Origin of the sequence: Pseudoalteromonas sp. NEC-BIFX-2020_002, assembly GCF_013002825.1 — a bacterium.
Classification (GTDB): domain Bacteria; phylum Pseudomonadota; class Gammaproteobacteria; order Enterobacterales; family Alteromonadaceae; genus Pseudoalteromonas; species Pseudoalteromonas neustonica.
In genome coordinates this window covers 130778-148542 of sequence record NZ_JABEPJ010000009.1, presented here as the reverse complement: position 1 = coordinate 148542, position 17765 = coordinate 130778, and the positions used below count along the sequence as shown (strand labels likewise).

Below are 17765 nucleotides of genomic sequence, written 5' to 3'. Positions count from 1 at the left end.
ACTGTTTATTGCACATATTTTTTGGTTTTATCAAGCCTGTTATCTATAGTTATATAATTAAAGTGCCTAGCTAGGTTTGCATGTTGCCATTTAAAAGGTTGTTAACACTAAGTGTGGCTGCTTTGTTGTTCAGTACAGCAAGCTTTGCCAGTAAAAATGTTACACTGCAATTGAAGTGGCTCCATCAATTTCAGTTTGCCGGCTATTATATGGCTGCTGAAAAAGGCTTTTATAAAGATGCTGGCTTGAATGTCACTATCTTACCCGCGGATCCAGATAACCCGGATACTTTTAGTAAAGTACTGGGTGGACAAGCCCACTTTGGGGTTGGCCATTCAGGAATATTACAGCATAGAATTGATGGCAAACCGCTGGTGGCTATGGCCGCGATATTACAATTTTCACCGTATTGTTGGATGGTAAAAAGAAGCTCCGAAATTTTTCATCCTAGGGATTTTGCTAATAAACGCATTAGCAGTATTAGTCGTAAAGAAAGTGCAGAACTACTGGTAATGCTAGAGCGCAGTGGTATTAACACTTCAAAACTCCCCGTTTATTCAGGAAGTGGTGGGAGCCAAGACTGGCTTGATGGATTACTTGATGCGATGCAGGTGTATGTAACTAACGAACCATTTTTGATGCGCCAGGCGGGGGTTGAACATAGATTAATTTGCCCACAAAAGTATGGCATTAATGTCTACAGCGATATTCTTTATACCACCGAAAATATGCTTTTATACCATCCACAAACAGTGGAAAATTTTCATCAGGCGAGCTTAAAAGGGTGGCGCTATGCGATGATGAATTTAGATGAGTCAATTGCCGTTATCCAACAACATTACGCTCCTAATAAAAGTCTTAGCGAATTAACGTATGAAGCTGAGGTCTTAAAGGATTATATTTTACCTCCTGGGACTCATCTCGGCGCTATGTCGATGGCTAAATGGCGATTGATCGCAGACTTATATAAGTTCGATCAGACTGTGTTTAATAGCGCAAAAGAAGGGTTTATCTACTCTTATGATAGACCTGAAGAAATACAAATGTCCTGGATGTTGATCGCTGCAATTATTTTAACTTTATTATCAATACCGCTTTATTTACGACTGATGCTGAGAAAAAGCGTATAATATACACATTCACATTTCACCGCTTATGATCATATGACCCTTGCTGAGCAGTTTACAGCCCTTGATAACCTATTAATAACACACCGTAATTTTTGGCAGTGTACAGCTTTTGATTTTGACGAATTACCATGGCCTGAGTTAGTCCCAGTTTTTGATTTATTAAGCGATGAACAGGTTGCTGAACTTGATACTGATCAGAATGCGCTCTACCAACTTTTTAGCCCCTATATACCCGGTTTGGATACTCTTACTTCTTTGTGTGAGTTAACGGCTGCAAACACAGATCGTGATGAATATCCTTTTTGGCTAAGTAATGGTATTAAAGGGCGTAAATTTACACAATTACAAGACTTTGTCAGTGCACTTGAGCGACCACAGCCTGCGTTACCTATTTTAGAATGGTGTGCGGGGAAAGGGCATTTAGGTCGAATGCTTGCATTTAACAAAGCCTCTAATGTGCACAGTATAGAACTCCAGCAATCATTATGTGAGCAAGGTGAAAAAAGTGCACAACAACAAGGGCTGGCTATGCGATTTACTCAGGCCGATGTGTTAAAAGACAACGTTGCTAAGCATTTTTATCCAGCTCTGCATGCCGTTGCTTTGCATGCCTGCGGCGGATTGCATCAAACGTTTATGTATCAGGCCTGCCTTGCAAAAACGCAGCAGATCAGCTTTTCACCGTGTTGCTATCACTTATTTACAGAGGATACTTATCAAGGCATGAGCGTTGAGGCTAAAAAAAGCGAGCTGCGCCTATGCCATCGTGATTTGAAATTAGCGCTACAGGAAATGGTTACGGCACCATCGCGGGTGGCTAAAATACGTGAGACAGAAGTTGAATGGCGCTTAGGGTTTGATGCACTGCGTAAATCTCTCACAGGCTCACAATGCTATGTTAGTGTGCCTTCAGTACATAAAGCTATTTTCTCCGGTTCATTTAAAGCATTTTGTGCATGGGCGGCGGATAAAAAATCGTTAGAGTTACCTCAAGACATTGATTACGAGTCATTTTTACTAAAGGGGAAAATGCGCAAAAAGGTGACTGATCGCATTGAACTGGTTCGACATGTATTTAGAAGAGCAATTGAGGTTTGGCTTGTGCTCGATCGTGCTTTATATTTGCAGCAACAGGGTTATCAAGTGAGCGTGACAACATTTTGCGAAAAGCAATTAACCCCACGTAATATCTTGATCCAAGCAAGTTTACCGTCATAAAAAGAGATGCAATGAGAAATTTAAAAAATTTATTTGAGAATAATAAACGCTGGGCCGAGCGTACTTGCAAAGACGATCCTGAGTTTTTTAAAATTCTATCAATGCAGCAAAACCCAGAATACTTATGGATAGGTTGCTCTGATTCACGTGTCCCTGCCAACGAGATTGTGGACTTAATGCCGGGTGAGTTATTTGTGCATCGTAATGTGGCAAATGTAGTAGTACATACAGATCATAATTGTTTATCTGTTATGCAGTACGCTGTTGAAGTACTCAAAGTAAAACATATTATGGTTGTTGGTCATTATGGCTGTGGTGGCGTACAAGCGGTGCTTAATGATGCAAAATTTGGCCTTATTGATAATTGGTTGCGTCATGTTGGTGATGTTAAAGAAAAATTCCTTAGCCAAATAAATAACATGCCCGAGCAAGAGCGTTTAAATTGTTTGATTGAGCTAAATGTTATTGAGCAAGTGCGTAATGTGTGCCGTACTAATATTGTGCAAGAAGCATGGTCTCGGGGGCAAGAGTTAACGATTCATGGTTGGGTGTATGGTTTAGCTAATGGTCATTTGCATGATTTAGGATCAGTTGTAACATGTGCGGATGAAGTAAATAGCCAATACCAAAATGCCTCAGTCGAAGTGTTTAAGCGTACATTATAATTTATACCCAAATATAGTTTTAGTATGTTTGGGTATAACCATCGTTTGATGTGCATTTAAATATCAGGTTTAAACTCTAGGCTAACTGCTATTCTATTCCAGCTATTGATCTCCAAAATAACAGTTGTTAGTTCTAGCATGCCTTGTTCGCCAAAGGCGTTGATTATGCTTTGGTAGATTTCGTCGGTGATAGTTGCCTGACTAATAGTGGTTAACGCTTCACTCCATGCTAATGCGGTTTTCTCTGCATCAGTAAAGGCATCGACTTCTTGCCATTCACTTAAAATATCTAACCGAGCTTGAGTTTCATGGTTTTTTCTGGCTTCATTAATGTGCATATTTAGACAAAACGCACAGTGATTAATTTGCGAAACCCGTATTTTAACTAAGTGGATGATGGTTTGATTGAGCGCATTATTTTTTGAAAAATCAACGTTACCTAGTTCTATAAGGTGCTTGGGAATGCGTGGGATCAGTGTATATAGTGCTTGTTGGGATAGACGATTAGCCATGTTTTTCCTCAATAGTGAATTGTTATTGAGGTTATACATTAAGTAATTATGTGTTTGCTGCCTTGTAGTTTTGCGACATTGTGGGGTAGTTTAGGTGAGAATGCTTAATATTTTACGTTTGCGATATTGCTGTGGTGTTTCAAAGGTGAAATTGAGAAACGAATGAGTGAAATGTGCATGATCATAATAACCACACTGTAATGCAATATCAGTTACTGAGGCGTGACTATTACTTAGTAATGCTCGCGCAGTTTTGAGCCGATAAAATTGCTGCAATTGGCCGGGGCTCACGCCTGCTTCTTTTTTTAAGCGCCGCTCTAACGTTCGCCGTGTTAATCCTAACTCTTTGCTTATATCGGTGGCAGAGTTCTTATGCTGGATTAGCTTTTGTATCACCTGCAGCGTGCTGCTTTTAGCAAGTTTATTGCTAATAGCTTGGTTGAGCAGCCATTGTTCGAGTAGGTATAATTGGCTGGTAAGTGGGCTGTTGTGCATTTTTTCAACGCATGCGATTAAACTGCTATACCAACGAGGGGTAAAGTCATAGCCTAGCAAGTAACTCTCTTCAGCTAAGTCATGCAATGCTATTCCGAGTAGGTGGTAAGCGCCTGTAGGAGCAAAGCGAATACTTAATAGACTATCGTGATTAGAAAAGGTTTTTGCAAGAGTATGGCGATTGAACGTGAAACTAACGATCGGCGTATCATGGCTAAAATCAATGGTTAAGCTCGCCCCTGCATCTGGGTAGAGTTTTTCGTCAAAAAATTGCGCTGTTTGCGCGCCCGAAGCACCAATTTTCCAATAACACTGCACCCAATCAGCTAAGCGTTGATCGGGCGAGAATTTTTCAAAGCTCAGGTGAGACAGTTGATTATTTACCAATAAAGTGGGCATTGTTTAGCTTAGTCTACACAATCGTTGGTGAGCTCTTCTTCTCGCAAGGTTAGCACTTCATAGCCATCAGCAGTGACAACAATAGTATGTTCCCATTGTGCAGAGAGTTTCTTGTCTCGGGTGATCACAGTCCAGCCATCTGGTTTGGTTTTTACCTTTGCGGCACCTTGATTGATCATTGGCTCAATAGTGAAGGTCATCCCTTCTTTTAGTTCTACCCCGGTGTTGCGTTTTCCGTAATGCAAAACTTGCGGTTCTTCATGCATTTGCTCACCAATGCCATGGCCGCAGTATTCACGAACAACACTGTAACCATTAGTGTGGGCAAAGTTAGCAATGGCGTTGCCAATATCGCCTAACCTTATTCCAGGCTTAACAAGTTTGATCCCTTGCCACATTGCCTCATAGGTTTTCTCAACTAAGCGTTGCGCTAGCGGTGAGACTTCACCAAGCATATACATTTTACTGGAATCAGCGATATACCCATTTTTTTCAAGAGTAATATCTAGATTAACAATATCACCCGACTTTAATGCTCGTTTAGCGTCAGGAAAACCATGGCATACAACTTCATTTACAGAACTATTTAGTACATAAGGGTAATCGTATTGACCTTTACTGGCAGGGCGAGCGGCGAGTTCATCAACAATATAGCGCTCGACTAAATCATTTATTTCCATCGTTGTGATGCCGATTTTTACCTGCTCGTCTAAATAAGCAAAGACCCGAGCGAGCAAACGACCAGACTCTCGCATCAGTGCAATTTGTGCGGGCGTTTTAATAATTATCTCACTCATGTAAATGTTCTCCCACTGTTACATTGGCATGTGCGAGTTGTTGTTTGATAATTTCGGCGTAGGTCATGGTTGGATTAAGCTCGGCCAACATGCCAATTTTTATCCAGTATTCAGATTGAGAGTTAATTGAACGCACCATAGTGGTACTAGCTTTACGAATTTCTTCGTGGAGTTGATCGCTGATTTTTACAATGCCCATGCGCTTGCCAATATATAAAACGTATACACATCGTATATAGGCAAGGATGTAAATGCAAGAGCTAAAACAAATCAGGCAGCCGAAGCTGCCTGAAAAAATAATTTTGGGCGTTATTATACTTGCGAGTCAGTGTTGTCATTGCTGCTAGTGAGTTGCTGCTCTAATAAGGCAACTTTGGCTTCAAGCTCGGTTAGCTTTTCACGGGTGCGAATAAGTACTTGGCTTTGCACATCAAATTCTTCGCGGCTGACAAAGTCCATCTCAGCAAGCTTATTTTGAATAGCTTGTTTGGTTTTTGCTTCAAACGTATCGGCAAGGTTTTTAACACCTTGTGGCATGTTGTTAGAAATTTGCTTGGCAATTTCTTCAAGTTTTGCTGGGTTGATCATGTCTGTCCCTTACTCTCGCGTAAATGATAATGACCAATATTACCTTATTGGCTAGGCGTATTGTAGTGATTACGTTAAAATTGGCTGTCTTTAATGCAATCTCTTTGGTCGATATGAAACTCAATCCTAAACAAGATGAAGCGGTAAAATATATTAGTGGTCCATGCCTAGTGCTGGCAGGGGCTGGCTCAGGGAAAACCCGTGTAATTACTAATAAAATCGCTTACTTAGTACAAAAATGTGAGTATCAAGCACGTAATATTGCAGCGGTAACCTTTACCAATAAAGCGGCAAAAGAGATGCGTGAGCGCGTTTTTCAAACCTTAGGTAAAAAAGAGTCTAAAGGCTTGTGGGTTTCTACGTTTCATACCCTAGGGCTTGAAATCATTAAAAAAGAGCTCACAACACTGGGATTTAAACCAGGTTTTTCGCTGTTTGATGATCAAGATACCAGCCAGCTGATTGCTGATTTAACCGAAGAAGAGCTCAAAAAAGACAAAGATTTACTCAACTTATTAAAAATGCAAATAGGTAGCTGGAAGAACGAATTAATTCTACCAGAGCAAGCCATTCGCGAAGCGCGAGATCCACAAAAAGCGTTATTTTCACAGTTGTATGCGCGTTATCAAATTCAGCTACGTGCTTACAACGCGCTGGATTTTGATGATTTGATTATGATCCCAACGTTGCTGCTTACCAATAATGCAACGTCGCGTGAGCGCTGGCAGCAACGGTTTCGTTACCTGTTAGTGGATGAATATCAAGATACTAACACCAGCCAATATCAATTAGTTAAGCTGTTAGTTGGTGAGCGTGCGCGTTTTACAGTGGTAGGTGATGATGATCAATCTATTTATTCTTGGCGTGGCGCTCGGCCACAAAACTTAGTACTCCTTAGCAAGGATTACCCAGGTTTAAGGTTAATCAAGTTAGAGCAAAATTATCGTAGTGTGAAGCGCGTTTTAAAAGCGGCTAATATTCTGATTGCCAATAATCCTCATGAATTTGAGAAAAAGCTGTTTAGTGATTTAGAAAATGGTGAGCCGTTAAAAGTAATTGGTTGTCGTGATGAAGAGCACGAATCAGAGCGCGTTGTTGCAGAAATTATCTCGCATAAATTTATGAAGCGCACCAGTTACAAAGATTACGCTATTTTATACCGTGGTAATCATCAGGCGCGTGGTTTTGAAAAATCACTCATGAGTAACCGCATACCGTATAAAATTAGTGGCGGTATGTCGTTTTTCTCACGTTCAGAAATTAAAGATATTATGGCGTACCTACGCTTATTGGTTAATCAAGATGACGATAACGCATTTTTACGTATCGTAAATACCCCGCGACGTGAAATTGGTACAGTGACGCTTGAAAAACTGGGCACTTTGGCCAATGAAAAGCATGCGAGCTTATTTGCTACTTGTTTTGATAATGACTTGGGTTACCGTTTAAAGGGACGAGGTTTGAACTCGCTGGCAGGATTTGCTCGTTGGGTTGTTGAGCTTTCAGATAATGCAGTACGTGGCGATACGTTAGAAGCAGTAAAAGATTTAGTGAGACAAATAAATTACGAAGCCTATTTGTACGAGTCATCTCCAAGTGCAAAAGCGGCTGAAATGCGTATGAAAAACGTCTCTGAATTATATCGTTGGATCACCGATATGTTAACCGGCGATGCTGATAATCAACCTTTAACGCTTGCTGAAGTTGTGAGTAAGTTAACTTTACGCGATATGCTAGAGCGTAATGAGGAAGAAGACGAAGCCGATGCCGTGCAGTTATCAACGTTACATGCATCAAAGGGTTTAGAGTATCCTTACGTGTTTATGGTCGGTATGGAAGAAGGATTACTGCCGCACCAAGTAAGTATTGACGAGGATAATGTAGATGAAGAGCGCCGTTTGGCGTACGTAGGTATTACCCGTGCTCAACAGGAGTTGACCATGACCTATGCAAAAATTCGTCGTCAATTTGGCGAAACATCACAAACCGAGTTGAGTCGATTTATACAAGAACTACCGCAAGATGATTTAGAGTTTGAGAATCGAAAGGCACCAAATACCCAAGCTCAGCGGATGGAAAAAGGCCAAGCTCGTGTTGCAAATTTAAGAGCGATGCTTAAAAAGCCAGAGTAGTGGTTTGGGTATGTTTATCCAGGGCTGGGCTAATTAAGTATCTGTTCGTTATTGAGTGGAGCATTTTTTATAAGGGGAATGTTTATCGCATGTTGTTTCCCAACAAAAAGTGATAATCCATGGGTATCGAGTAGGGCTCTAAAATTAAGAATTGAAGGGCCCTTTGCAATGACTTTTATTTGTTTTATTTTCGTAATTGCTAACACGCCTTGCAGCTGTAAATCATAGCTTTCTTGCTGCAAAACACGTTTACTAAAAGTAGAGCTAAGCAATAAATAATCAAACTGTAACTCGGTCAATAAATTTAGCTCGCAACGGTCTTTGGCAAAGTCATTTAAGCCAATTGAATATCCTTGTTCGCTTAAAGTTTTTAGGTTACTTACTTGAACCGCCGATGCATAACGAATTTCTTGTTCGTTAAATAACAGGCAAATATGGTTTTTAATATTCAAGTTTTTAAGTGATTGGCATAAGGCCCTAAATTCCGTTTTTTCTAGTAGTAGTCCTGAGCAGGGAAATAAAATCATCGCTAATTGTGCCGATTTAGCTTGCTCGCATGCATTACGCAGTAGTTGTAACTCAACCTCTAATTGTTGCGCTTTATCAGCTGCAAATTTCTTGAGTATGTCAAAACTGGTACTGCCAAGTACAGGATGCTCTCCAAATGCTTCAAGTAATGTTTCTGACTGATATTGTTCACTAAGGGTAACAATTTCAGAGCTGCGAAAATTCATCGGGAGTGAGTCTAAATGGTGGCTTGATTCAAACACATGACGACTTGAAGCTGCATTAACACTCAGCAGAGGATGATAAAATTCAAAACGGCTACGACCTGCATTTTTTGCGTAATACATCGCGGCATCGGCATCTCTAATAATTTCATCGGTATGTTTATAATTCTTTTTTGAATATGTAATGCCTATACTTGCACCACTTTGTACGCAAATTCCTTTCATACAAAATGGTTTTTTCATTATTTTAATCAATCTTTTAGCAATGTCTTCAGCTTGCTGACGACAGGTTAAATGCGTTAATAAGATAACAAATTCATCGCCTCCTAATCGCGCTAATAAATCGTGTTCGCGTATACATTGGGAGAATGACTCACCAACACCGATTAAAAATTGATCTCCAGCCTGATGGCCGAGTTGATCATTTATGTCTTTAAATTTATCCAAATCAATAAACAGTACTGCAAACTCTTGCTCAGGGTAGCGCTGATAATGCTGTAATGTTTTTTCTAACTGGGTTAAAAACAAACTACGATTTGGTAGTCCTGTAAGAGGATCATGATGAGCGTCATGGTACAATTGTTGTTCTATTTTTTTACGCTCTTCGATTTGCATATGCAAATGCATATTTGTTTGGCTGATTTCTTTTGTTTTTTTTGCAACGCGAAGTTCAAGATCTTGATGGCTTTCTTTTAATGCTTGGTTAGCTAAATGAGCCTGTAATACGGTCGCTATTTGATGCGAAACAAATGTAATTAGTTCAAAGTCATCTTGGCTAAAGTTATGTTTGTTACTATAGGCTTGGCAAACAATAAGACCAATAACACCTTGTGCTGTTTTCAGTGGAGCGCCGAGCCAGCTTGTGGCAGTCTGTGATTCAGGTACTTGGGTTGGTCGTTCAATTATACCAGAATCAATGAGAATGTTTGCTCGCTTATCATCAATTAACTGCGTTTGTTCAGTGCTGATCACTAATTCGCTGTAACCCTTAGCAAAGGGGCGAGGTTGGGTATTGTGATTAAACTCATCAATGCAATAGGGGAAGCTCAGCCAACCAGACTCTCGGTCATGCAAGGCTATATATAAGTTATCAGCATAAGTAATTGATTTTATTATTTCATGTACTTGTTGGTACACTTCTTCTATGTGTTTACTCTGTGTTGCAAGCTCTGAGATTTTAAACAAAATATGCTGGCGTTCTAGGGTTTTTTTATGCTGCTCTACTTCTAAGTTAAGTGCTTCGTTACTTTGAGTGAGTGCGCGCGTTCTAATTTTTACTTCTGACTCGAGTAGTTCCCGTTTTTTAACCCGCTCGATTGCTGTTGATAGATATAGCGACATTACTTCAAGTAGCTCTATCTGTTGTTCGCTATAGCTTTGTTGCTTATCGTAACTCTGCGCAACTAATACACCAATTATGCTTTGCTCTCGGTAGACGGGCACACCAACCCAATGTTCCGCGGGCGTACCAAGCACGCGGAATAAACCTTTATCAGCAGCAACCTGCATTTCATCACCTTGATAGTAGATGGTTTTTCCGCATTTAAATACATAACCGGTAACCCCATAGCTAAAATTATGGTCTTGATGAAGAGGCACCGAAATACCATCTTTTTCATCTGCAAAATAAGACAGCTCAAGTGTATTGGTAAATTGATTTAGTAGAACAACATAAAAGCTTTTACTTGGTACGTAATCTTGCAAAATGTTATGTATGGCGGGGTAGAGCAGGCTTAATTCGGCAACAGTACTGGCTTGCTCTGATAATTGTATCAGGGCATTTTGCAAGTGATGTGATTGCTTGTACTTCTGTACTAGTGCATTTAAACGTGCATTCTTGTGCTCTAGTTTTTGCAGTAAAGCTGCTTTATCTTCCACTAACGTTGGACCGATTGTTATTATTGTATATTTATTATTCTTATATTTTCATTTTTTAGCTTAATCGTCAAGTAGATAATAGTATTAGAAAGAGATAATGAAAAATAATGATATAAGACTTTGTTTTTATACTTCAGCAATAAAAAAGGCTGATAAAAATCAGCCTTTCATAATTTAGTCTAAGTAATTAAGTATTGCTATTTAGTCATGAACGTAATAGCTGCTTGAATCTCATCATCAGAGCAGTCCATACACGTGCCTCTAGGAGGCATTGCATTAAAGCCATTAATAGCATGTTCTAAAAGTGTGTCAGCACCTTTAGCTAAGCGAGGCGTCCAATCGTCAGCAGATTTAGGTGCACCTAATGCACCTGTACCGTGACATGCAAAACATGATGCTTGGTAAACTTGCTCGCCAGTACGAGGGCCAGTAGGCACATCAGCAACTGCTGCTTTAGCGCCTTCAAAGTAAACGGCACCAATAGGTGCGATACGTTTTTTGATTGCATCTTCAGTCATAGAGTTATCATATGGCTGTGCGTATGCGGTAGTTGTTAGCAATAATAATGCAGCTGATAGTTTTTTCATTTTGCCTTGCTCACTTCGATTTGAACGTGATCAATCACGATAGATGACGGAATTTAGAACGATTATAACGCTTAGCCACCATTTATAAAACGCTACGATGGATTTTTATTATGAAAAAACAATATTTTTTGCGTTAGCGCAAGAAATGACACAATGGAACTTGTCGGTTTAAGGGACTTGGCTGGTATTTTAGGCACGTTAGGCATGATGAAGTTTATAGTGGAATAACTTAACCACGCTAAACGTCTAACTGGCTAAGTTATTCTAATTATTATACCCAAACCACCTCAAGATGCGAGCGTCGTTGGAATTTAAAGCGATTTAGGCAAGGTATTGGTTGCAAGTAATAGTCGTTCTATTGTTAAAATCAATCTTTTATAAAAGTAACGCAGTATAAATCTCTTTAAAAACAACCAACCGGGTGTTTTAAAGGTACTTACTCTCATCGTTGTTACTTCTTAAAAGGGACTGCCATTGTTGCAAAATAACGCCTTGATATTAAGCCCCTGTGAAACGCTGAATTCTGTATCTTGAGGTGGCTCGGGTATGGTTGCTAGCTCATGCGTAATACTGCGCCAACTAGCTTTTCAATTCCAGCATCTGCTTCTAGAATCGATTGCGCTAACATGTAAGCAGGGGTGCTCACGAGTTTGTACTGTTCATCAATTACGATGTCACTTACTGCGCAATCAACGTGCTGAGCACCTAATTTTTGCATGGCGTGTGCTGTATTAGCATCATTACCAATTGTTGCTTTTACGCCAGTATTATAAATCAATGGGATCATTGCAGGGGCGATGCACATATAGCCTGCTGGCTTATTTGCATTAGCAAAGGCTTGGCAAGCACGTAACATCTGAGGATTCACCTGTGCATCAGATCCTTTTATAGCAAAATCACATAGGTTTTTTGCTGCACCAAAACCACCAGGAATAATTAAGCCATCAAAGTCATTTGCAGTGAGCTCTGTGAGAGCTTTTATATCACCGCGAGCAATACGTGCGGCTTCCACTAACACATTACGGTTAGGTTGCATTTCTTCACCATTGAGGTGATTAATGGTGTGCAATTGATCAATATCAGGAGCAAAACATTGATAACTAGCGCCTGCTTTAGCTATATGTAATAAAGTTAATACAGCTTCGTTGATTTCTGCGCCGTCATAAACACCACAACCAGCTAAAATTACAGCTATCTTTTTCATGCCTTTACTCTCCTTTAGTTTTAGTCGTATCAGTTTAGCATGGTCAACTAACTTGAGCTTCGGAATCGAGCGGGCTCGATAACTGTTCCTGCGTTATTCTACTGGCTCACATCCTGTGAGAATAAGTAAAAACCGAGCAAAGCTTCCGCGTCCTGCTCACGCCCTTACTTACATCGGTGTAGGCAACAAAGAGTTAATCGCCCCTAGGAAGAACCCTTTGGGCAGCGCATGTATGGCATTTATAATGCGTTATCGTCTATTTATGGGGGAACAACCACACGCCCTAGTCCAAAGCGCAAGTTAACTAATCGTAGTCGTGATTTCTATAAGATCACTGATGATCTTAGAAAGTTAATTTAAAATAATTTTACTTTTAAAATTAACTTTAAGCGGAGTAAAAGCACGCTATATACTTTTTTTTAAGTTTGCTAATAGGAAAAAATTATAAAGGATCGCTATGATCTTTGATCCATTGTGGTAGAATACTCGTCCGGTTATTTAGAAGCTTTAAAATAATCGAGAAACTAGATTGAATGAACAAAGACTTAAAAATTTTTTCCACATTCAGCTAATAAAATAATAAAAAAGAACATCGTATTATCTTTTTAAATAAAACAATAACTTACATTTTTTCTAAGTCGTTTTTACTACTTTGGAAGAATTTTCCGTGGTTGTTATCTACATAGTTATCCACAACTTACTCTTTTAATGATTACTTGCGTAACTAATTCACAGTCGTTTTCTGTACTGCCTTATGGCATGCTTGTAATTATTTAGTTTTTATCTCATTTAGGATCCAATTACACCATGGCTCAGATCCCCGAAAACCCACTTATTTTAGTTGATGGTTCATCGTATTTATTTCGTGCTTATCATTCTCCGCCACACTTAACAAACTCTAAAGGCGAAGCTACTGGCGCTATTTATGGCGTAGTTAATATGATGAAAAGTCTGATCAAGCAGTATGATCCAAGTCATATGGTGGTGATTTTTGATGCCAAAGGTAAAACCTTCCGTAACGATATGTACAGTGAATATAAAGCCAATCGCCCGCCTATGCCGGATGATTTACGCACTCAGATAGCGCCACTACACGATATTATTAGAGCGATGGGCTTTCCGTTGATCAGCATTGAAGGTGTTGAAGCCGATGATGTGATTGGTACGTTTGCACGTATTGCTTCTGAGCAAAAACGTCACGTATTAGTGTCAACGGGTGATAAAGACATGGCTCAGCTTGTTAATGAGCATGTTACTTTGATCAATACGATGACTGATAGCATTTCAGATCCCGTCACTGTGGTTGAAAAGTTCGGTGTTGGCCCTGAATTGATCATTGATTATTTAGCTTTGATGGGTGATAAGGTTGATAACATACCAGGTGTAGATGGGTGTGGACCAAAAACAGCGGTTAAGTGGCTACAAAAATATGGATCATTACAAGGTGTATTAGATCATGTGAGTGAGATCAAAGGTAAAATAGGTGAAAAGCTGGCAGCAGCCGTACCTCATTTACCATTGAGTTATGAACTTGCGACAATAAAGTGTGATGTTGAGGTTGAATCAGATCTAGATACGTTCAAGCTACAAGAGCCTGATCGTGATGCGTTGATTGCTTTATATGGTGAATGTGAATTCCGCCGCTGGTTGGCTGAGTTACTCGACAATCCAAAAGATGCTGAGACTCATTTAGCCGTGCCAAGTGAAGTGAGTGAATTGCCGCAAGTGGTAGACGCTCACTATGAAACAATCCTTACTGAAACACAGCTTGATACGTTAGTTGAGCAATTAAATGCTGCTGAATTATTTGCTTTTGATACTGAAACAACCAGCTTAGATTACATGCAAGCGCAGTTAGTCGGCATGAGCTTTGCCATAAAGGCTGGTGAAGCGGTTTATTTACCCGTTGCCCACGATTACCCCGGCGCACCGCAGCAATTAAGTTTAGAGACTGTGATGGCGAAGATTGGGCCAATTTTAGCAGATGAAAATAAAGCCAAAGTAGGGCAAAACCTTAAATACGATAAAAGCGTATTAGCGAATGCTGGTTTTGAACTAAAAGGGATTAAGTTCGATACCATGCTTGAGTCATACGTGTTTAACAGTGTAGGCACACGCCACGATATGGACTCTTTAGCATTAAAATATTTAGGTCATAAGAATATCAGCTTTGAAGATATTGCAGGTAAAGGCAAAAAACAGCTAACGTTTAACCAAATTGAACTTGAAAAAGCCGCACCGTATGCAGCAGAAGATGCGGATATAACCCTACGATTGCACCAAGTACTTTGGCCTAAAATTGAAGCCGACGATAAGCTTAAATCAGTATTCGAAGAAATTGAATTACCATTAATTAGTGTTATTTCAGATATAGAACGCACCGGCGTAGCGATTGATAGCAAGATGCTAGCAGCGCATAGCCAGCGTTTAGGTGAGCGACTTATTGAGCTTGAAAAAGAAGCGCATGAAATAGCAGGCGAACCATTTAATTTAAGTTCACCTAAGCAGTTACAAGTATTATTGTTTGAAAAGCTTGAGCTGCCAGTTATTAAGAAAACGCCAAAAGGTGCCCCATCAACCGCTGAAGAAGTGCTGCAAGAATTAGCGCATGATTATCCGTTGCCTAAAGTTATTATTGAGCACCGTGGTTTATCTAAGCTTAAATCGACCTACACTGACAAACTACCGCTAATGGTCAATGCGCAGACTAACCGCGTGCATACCTCGTATCATCAAGCAGTGACAGCAACAGGGCGTTTAAGCTCGACGGATCCAAATTTACAGAATATTCCAATTCGCTCAGAAGAAGGGCGTCGTATTCGTGAAGCATTTATAGCCGCTGAGGGTTATAAAATTGTCGCTGCCGATTACAGTCAAATTGAATTACGTATAATGGCGCATTTATCGCAAGATAAAGGCTTATTGAATGCGTTCGCACAAGGCTTAGATGTACACAGTGCAACTGCGGCTGAAGTGTTTGGTGTTGACTTAGATGATGTAACCACAGATATGCGCCGTAAAGCGAAAGCGGTAAACTTTGGTTTGATTTATGGTATGTCAGCCTTTGGTTTAGCACGTCAACTTGATGTGCCACGCCATGAAGCACAGCACTATATCGACAAATATTTTGAGCGTTTCCCGGGGGTATTAGAGTACATGGAATCAACGCGAGAAAAAGCCGCTAAAAATGGCTATGTTGAAACCATTTTTGGTCGTCGCTTACATTTACCTGAAATTAATGCTCGCAACGGTGCTCGTCGTAAAGGTGCTGAACGCGCAGCGATTAATGCGCCAATGCAAGGCACTGCGGCAGACATCATTAAAAAAGCTATGCTGACAGTTCACAAATGGGTGCATGAGCAAGCACCCAATACAGTGAAGTTATTGATGCAAGTACACGATGAATTAGTATTTGAAATCAAAACAGAATGTGCTGAAAAATACACGGTAGAAATTTGTAGATTAATGTCAGAAGCTGCGAAGCTAGATGTGCCATTAATTGTTGAAGCCGATGTTGGTGACAACTGGGAGCAAGCACATTAATAGATAAACAAGCTCTGAGGAGTTTACAGAGTGAAAAAACGCGGCTAGAGCCGCGTTTTTTATGTACGAGGATAAATTGCCAAAAATCGTCGCTTTTGGTTAGGTGTTAAATGCTCATCAAGTAAAGCCGTAATTTTTTGTTTGGCTTGTTCTTTATCATATTGCTCATTTAATAAATTTATTTGAGAGATTAATTGCTTACTCAATACTTGCCATTGTTCTCGCTGTTGCTGCAATGCGATTAAACGTGTTGCGCTCGCATCACCAAACTCGCTCGCCAGTTGGTTGTAATCGGAATTGATGAGTGCCTTTTCAAATTCATTATTCAATGCCTGTAACTGTTTGCTGGGTTTTAGTGCTTGAGTAAGGCGTTCAGGTAATGCACTTTCAAGATTCACTAGTAGCTGTTGTTTTAACTCATCGCTTATTGTTTCATCTTCGTTAATTTCAAGCTTAGCAATCGTATAGCGTTGCCATTGGTTGTCGTCATCGAATAGTAAAGCGATTTCATCGTCGCTAAAAAAGCGGCTTTGAAAAGCGATCATTGTTTTTAATTGCTCTGACAGTGGTAGCGCAATCAGCGTATATTGCAACTGAGCAAGTTCCTGCTTAAAGCTTAAGTAACGTGTAAATAAAGCCGCATGTTTTTTACATTGTACTATTTGCGTGCAGGCGTGTTGTGTTTGTTCAATATTAAAATGCTCGCGTTCTTGCTCAGCTAAAATAACGTGTTCAAATATGTCGTCAACCGCTGTGGGTATTGTTACAGCTGGCAAGGAGGCCCGTTTGTCAGCGGGGTAGAGAAAGTAACTAACAACAAGGACTGTGGTGATTACCACAAGTCCTATTCGATATGAGCGAGACATACTCTATAAGCCCATTCTTTTTAAACGGTTCGCATGTTGGCGGTAAACCGTTAATGGGTCAGTTTCAAAAATATGATGAAAGCCAATCATCTGATTTACTTCATCAAGGTGGTTCATTTTGTAGTTGTCCTTCAAAACATAACCAAGGTGGCTGCTACAACGAGATACTAACCCATCATCGTCCCCAGGGATAAGGAGTGATGTGATTGCTAATGCGGCATCTGACGGGTCAAAAATATTAGTAAGTGTACGCGTTCCACTCCATGAAAAATAGTAAACCCCATTACTTGCTTGCATAGGGCCTTGTTCGCATTGTGATGCAGGCAAACCCTCAGGGTATTTTAGATTAAACGCGAGTGCACCTTCAGTGGTTAAGCTCTCAAGTGCACCCACCGCATTTTGTGGCAAACCACTATTACCTGAAAGTAAGGCTATTAACCCGCCAAAAGCATTGAATGCTGTTTTGGCTACTCCCTCAAGCTTTGAGCCGGGGGTAAGACCTTGACGAACAACGTCTGCAACAGGGCTACCAAAGTTAACGCCTCCAACGCTGGTTGCTGAAGCTACAATGTCTGGGCGAATAGATGCTACATAACGAATACTCTGAGCCCCTTGACTATGGCCAATTAAATTAACTTTACTCGCCCCTGTTAATGCCATTATTTGCTCGACTTGCAGCAATAATTGTTCACCTCGTTGCTCAGAACTATTTACAGAGGAAACCGAAGTGACATAAACGCGTGCGCCATCTTTACTTAAATTTGTTGGTAGACGATAGAAGTAATCAATCCCTAATACATCATCAAAACCCATAATCCCATGTGCTAACACGAGGGGGTATTTAGTTTGGGTATAACCTGCACTTGCTGCAGAGCTAAAAATAAACAATAAGCTACAAATAGATAGAACGATTATTTTTTTCATCAAGAGTACTCTTTGTGTGTGTTTTATAATCACACTATTAAATTGCACTGGGCAGTAAAATGGTGTGGAGCTTTTATTCTATTATTGCTAATAGAG

Annotated in this window: 15 protein-coding genes; 5 read left to right on the top strand and 10 right to left on the bottom strand. The window is 40.1% G+C overall.

Annotated features, from left to right (window positions below; all coding sequences use genetic code 11):
• The first annotated feature begins 80 nt into the window (after nucleotides 1–80).
• The 3 genes from HJP15_RS11995 to can are packed head-to-tail and all read left to right on the top strand — an operon-like array spanning nucleotide 81 to nucleotide 3013.
• Nucleotides 81–1130, top strand: a complete 1050-nt coding sequence (locus HJP15_RS11995) for an ABC transporter substrate-binding protein (RefSeq protein ID WP_082355724.1) — start codon at nucleotides 81–83, stop codon at nucleotides 1128–1130.
• Between the two features lie 33 nt (nucleotides 1131–1163).
• Complete coding sequence (locus tag HJP15_RS11990; RefSeq protein WP_054455779.1) at nucleotides 1164–2348, top strand: methyltransferase; 1185 nt, start codon at nucleotides 1164–1166, stop codon at nucleotides 2346–2348.
• An 11-nt stretch (nucleotides 2349–2359) separates the two neighbouring features.
• Nucleotides 2360–3013: a carbonate dehydratase gene (gene can, locus HJP15_RS11985; RefSeq protein ID WP_054204921.1), complete on the top strand. Its 654-nt coding sequence runs from the start codon at nucleotides 2360–2362 to the stop codon at nucleotides 3011–3013.
• Between the two features lie 56 nt (nucleotides 3014–3069).
• Here the strand turns inward: can and HJP15_RS11980 are convergent, their stop codons facing one another.
• The 5 genes from HJP15_RS11980 to ubiK all read right to left on the bottom strand — a co-directional run bounded on the left by HJP15_RS11980 (nucleotide 3070) and on the right by ubiK (nucleotide 5804).
• The gene (locus HJP15_RS11980; protein WP_054204920.1) at nucleotides 3070–3525 is read right to left on the bottom strand and encodes a carboxymuconolactone decarboxylase family protein; all 456 of its coding nucleotides are present in this window, start codon (nucleotides 3523–3525) and stop codon (nucleotides 3070–3072) included.
• Between the two features lie 90 nt (nucleotides 3526–3615).
• On the bottom strand, nucleotides 3616–4419 hold the full coding sequence (locus tag HJP15_RS11975) for a helix-turn-helix domain-containing protein (RefSeq protein ID WP_170173867.1): 804 nt from the start codon (nucleotides 4417–4419) through the stop codon (nucleotides 3616–3618).
• Between the two features lie 8 nt (nucleotides 4420–4427).
• Complete coding sequence (gene map / locus HJP15_RS11970; RefSeq protein ID WP_054204918.1) at nucleotides 4428–5216, bottom strand: type I methionyl aminopeptidase; 789 nt, start codon at nucleotides 5214–5216, stop codon at nucleotides 4428–4430.
• The gene (locus HJP15_RS11965; RefSeq protein ID WP_170173866.1) at nucleotides 5209–5415 is read right to left on the bottom strand and encodes a ParD-like family protein; all 207 of its coding nucleotides are present in this window, start codon (nucleotides 5413–5415) and stop codon (nucleotides 5209–5211) included. The genes map and HJP15_RS11965 overlap by 8 nt, the downstream gene beginning before the upstream one ends.
• Before the next feature lie 113 nt (nucleotides 5416–5528).
• Entirely contained in the window at nucleotides 5529–5804 is a 276-nt protein-coding gene (gene ubiK, locus HJP15_RS11960; protein ID WP_054455777.1) for a ubiquinone biosynthesis accessory factor UbiK, read from the bottom strand.
• A gap of 113 nt (nucleotides 5805–5917) precedes the next feature.
• Between ubiK and rep the strand changes: the two genes are divergently transcribed.
• Nucleotides 5918–7936, top strand: coding sequence for a DNA helicase Rep (rep, locus tag HJP15_RS11955; RefSeq protein WP_170173883.1), 2019 nt, complete (start codon nucleotides 5918–5920; stop codon nucleotides 7934–7936).
• A gap of 29 nt (nucleotides 7937–7965) precedes the next feature.
• Here the strand turns inward: rep and HJP15_RS11950 are convergent, their stop codons facing one another.
• The 3 genes from HJP15_RS11950 to elbB form a co-directional block, all read right to left on the bottom strand.
• The gene (locus HJP15_RS11950) at nucleotides 7966–10545 is read right to left on the bottom strand and encodes a diguanylate cyclase domain-containing protein (protein WP_170173865.1); all 2580 of its coding nucleotides are present in this window, start codon (nucleotides 10543–10545) and stop codon (nucleotides 7966–7968) included.
• 197 nt (nucleotides 10546–10742) lie between these two features.
• Nucleotides 10743–11132, bottom strand: coding sequence for a c-type cytochrome (locus HJP15_RS11945; protein ID WP_054204914.1), 390 nt, complete (start codon nucleotides 11130–11132; stop codon nucleotides 10743–10745).
• Nucleotides 11133–11685: 553 nt separating this feature from the next.
• Nucleotides 11686–12336: an isoprenoid biosynthesis glyoxalase ElbB gene (elbB, locus tag HJP15_RS11940; protein WP_054455775.1), complete on the bottom strand. Its 651-nt coding sequence runs from the start codon at nucleotides 12334–12336 to the stop codon at nucleotides 11686–11688.
• 807 nt (nucleotides 12337–13143) lie between these two features.
• On the opposite strand from elbB, the gene polA reads away from it, so the two are divergent.
• Nucleotides 13144–15879: a DNA polymerase I gene (gene polA, locus HJP15_RS11935; protein WP_170173864.1), complete on the top strand. Its 2736-nt coding sequence runs from the start codon at nucleotides 13144–13146 to the stop codon at nucleotides 15877–15879.
• A gap of 59 nt (nucleotides 15880–15938) precedes the next feature.
• On the opposite strand, the gene HJP15_RS11930 is transcribed toward polA, so the two are convergent.
• Both HJP15_RS11930 and HJP15_RS11925 read right to left on the bottom strand, forming a co-directional pair.
• Nucleotides 15939–16745 carry a lipase secretion chaperone gene (locus HJP15_RS11930; protein WP_170173863.1) on the bottom strand — a complete coding sequence of 269 codons (807 nt, stop codon included), beginning with the start codon at nucleotides 16743–16745 and terminating at the stop codon, nucleotides 15939–15941.
• Nucleotides 16746–16748: 3 nt separating this feature from the next.
• Entirely contained in the window at nucleotides 16749–17669 is a 921-nt protein-coding gene (locus tag HJP15_RS11925; protein WP_054204910.1) for a lipase family alpha/beta hydrolase, read from the bottom strand.
• Between the last annotated feature and the right edge of the window lie 96 nt (nucleotides 17670–17765).

What these genes read in the sequence shown, in the direction of transcription:
- HJP15_RS11925 (WP_054204910.1), bottom strand. Translation starts at nt 17,669, where the DNA reads ATGAAAAAAATAATCGTTCTATCTATTTGTAGCTTATTGTTTATTTTT.
- HJP15_RS11930 (WP_170173863.1), bottom strand. Translation starts at nt 16,745, where the DNA reads ATGTCTCGCTCATATCGAATAGGACTTGTGGTAATCACCACAGTCCTT.
- rep (WP_170173883.1), top strand. Translation starts at nt 5,918, where the DNA reads ATGAAACTCAATCCTAAACAAGATGAAGCGGTAAAATATATTAGTGGT.
- HJP15_RS11990 (WP_054455779.1), top strand. Translation starts at nt 1,164, where the DNA reads ATGACCCTTGCTGAGCAGTTTACAGCCCTTGATAACCTATTAATAACA.
- HJP15_RS11945 (WP_054204914.1), bottom strand. Translation starts at nt 11,132, where the DNA reads ATGAAAAAACTATCAGCTGCATTATTATTGCTAACAACTACCGCATAC.
- HJP15_RS11995 (WP_082355724.1), top strand. Translation starts at nt 81, where the DNA reads ATGTTGCCATTTAAAAGGTTGTTAACACTAAGTGTGGCTGCTTTGTTG.
- elbB (WP_054455775.1), bottom strand. Translation starts at nt 12,336, where the DNA reads ATGAAAAAGATAGCTGTAATTTTAGCTGGTTGTGGTGTTTATGACGGC.
- ubiK (WP_054455777.1), bottom strand. Translation starts at nt 5,804, where the DNA reads ATGATCAACCCAGCAAAACTTGAAGAAATTGCCAAGCAAATTTCTAAC.
- map (WP_054204918.1), bottom strand. Translation starts at nt 5,216, where the DNA reads ATGAGTGAGATAATTATTAAAACGCCCGCACAAATTGCACTGATGCGA.
- HJP15_RS11965 (WP_170173866.1), bottom strand. Translation starts at nt 5,415, where the DNA reads ATGGGCATTGTAAAAATCAGCGATCAACTCCACGAAGAAATTCGTAAA.
- HJP15_RS11975 (WP_170173867.1), bottom strand. Translation starts at nt 4,419, where the DNA reads ATGCCCACTTTATTGGTAAATAATCAACTGTCTCACCTGAGCTTTGAA.
- can (WP_054204921.1), top strand. Translation starts at nt 2,360, where the DNA reads ATGAGAAATTTAAAAAATTTATTTGAGAATAATAAACGCTGGGCCGAG.
- polA (WP_170173864.1), top strand. Translation starts at nt 13,144, where the DNA reads ATGGCTCAGATCCCCGAAAACCCACTTATTTTAGTTGATGGTTCATCG.
- HJP15_RS11980 (WP_054204920.1), bottom strand. Translation starts at nt 3,525, where the DNA reads ATGGCTAATCGTCTATCCCAACAAGCACTATATACACTGATCCCACGC.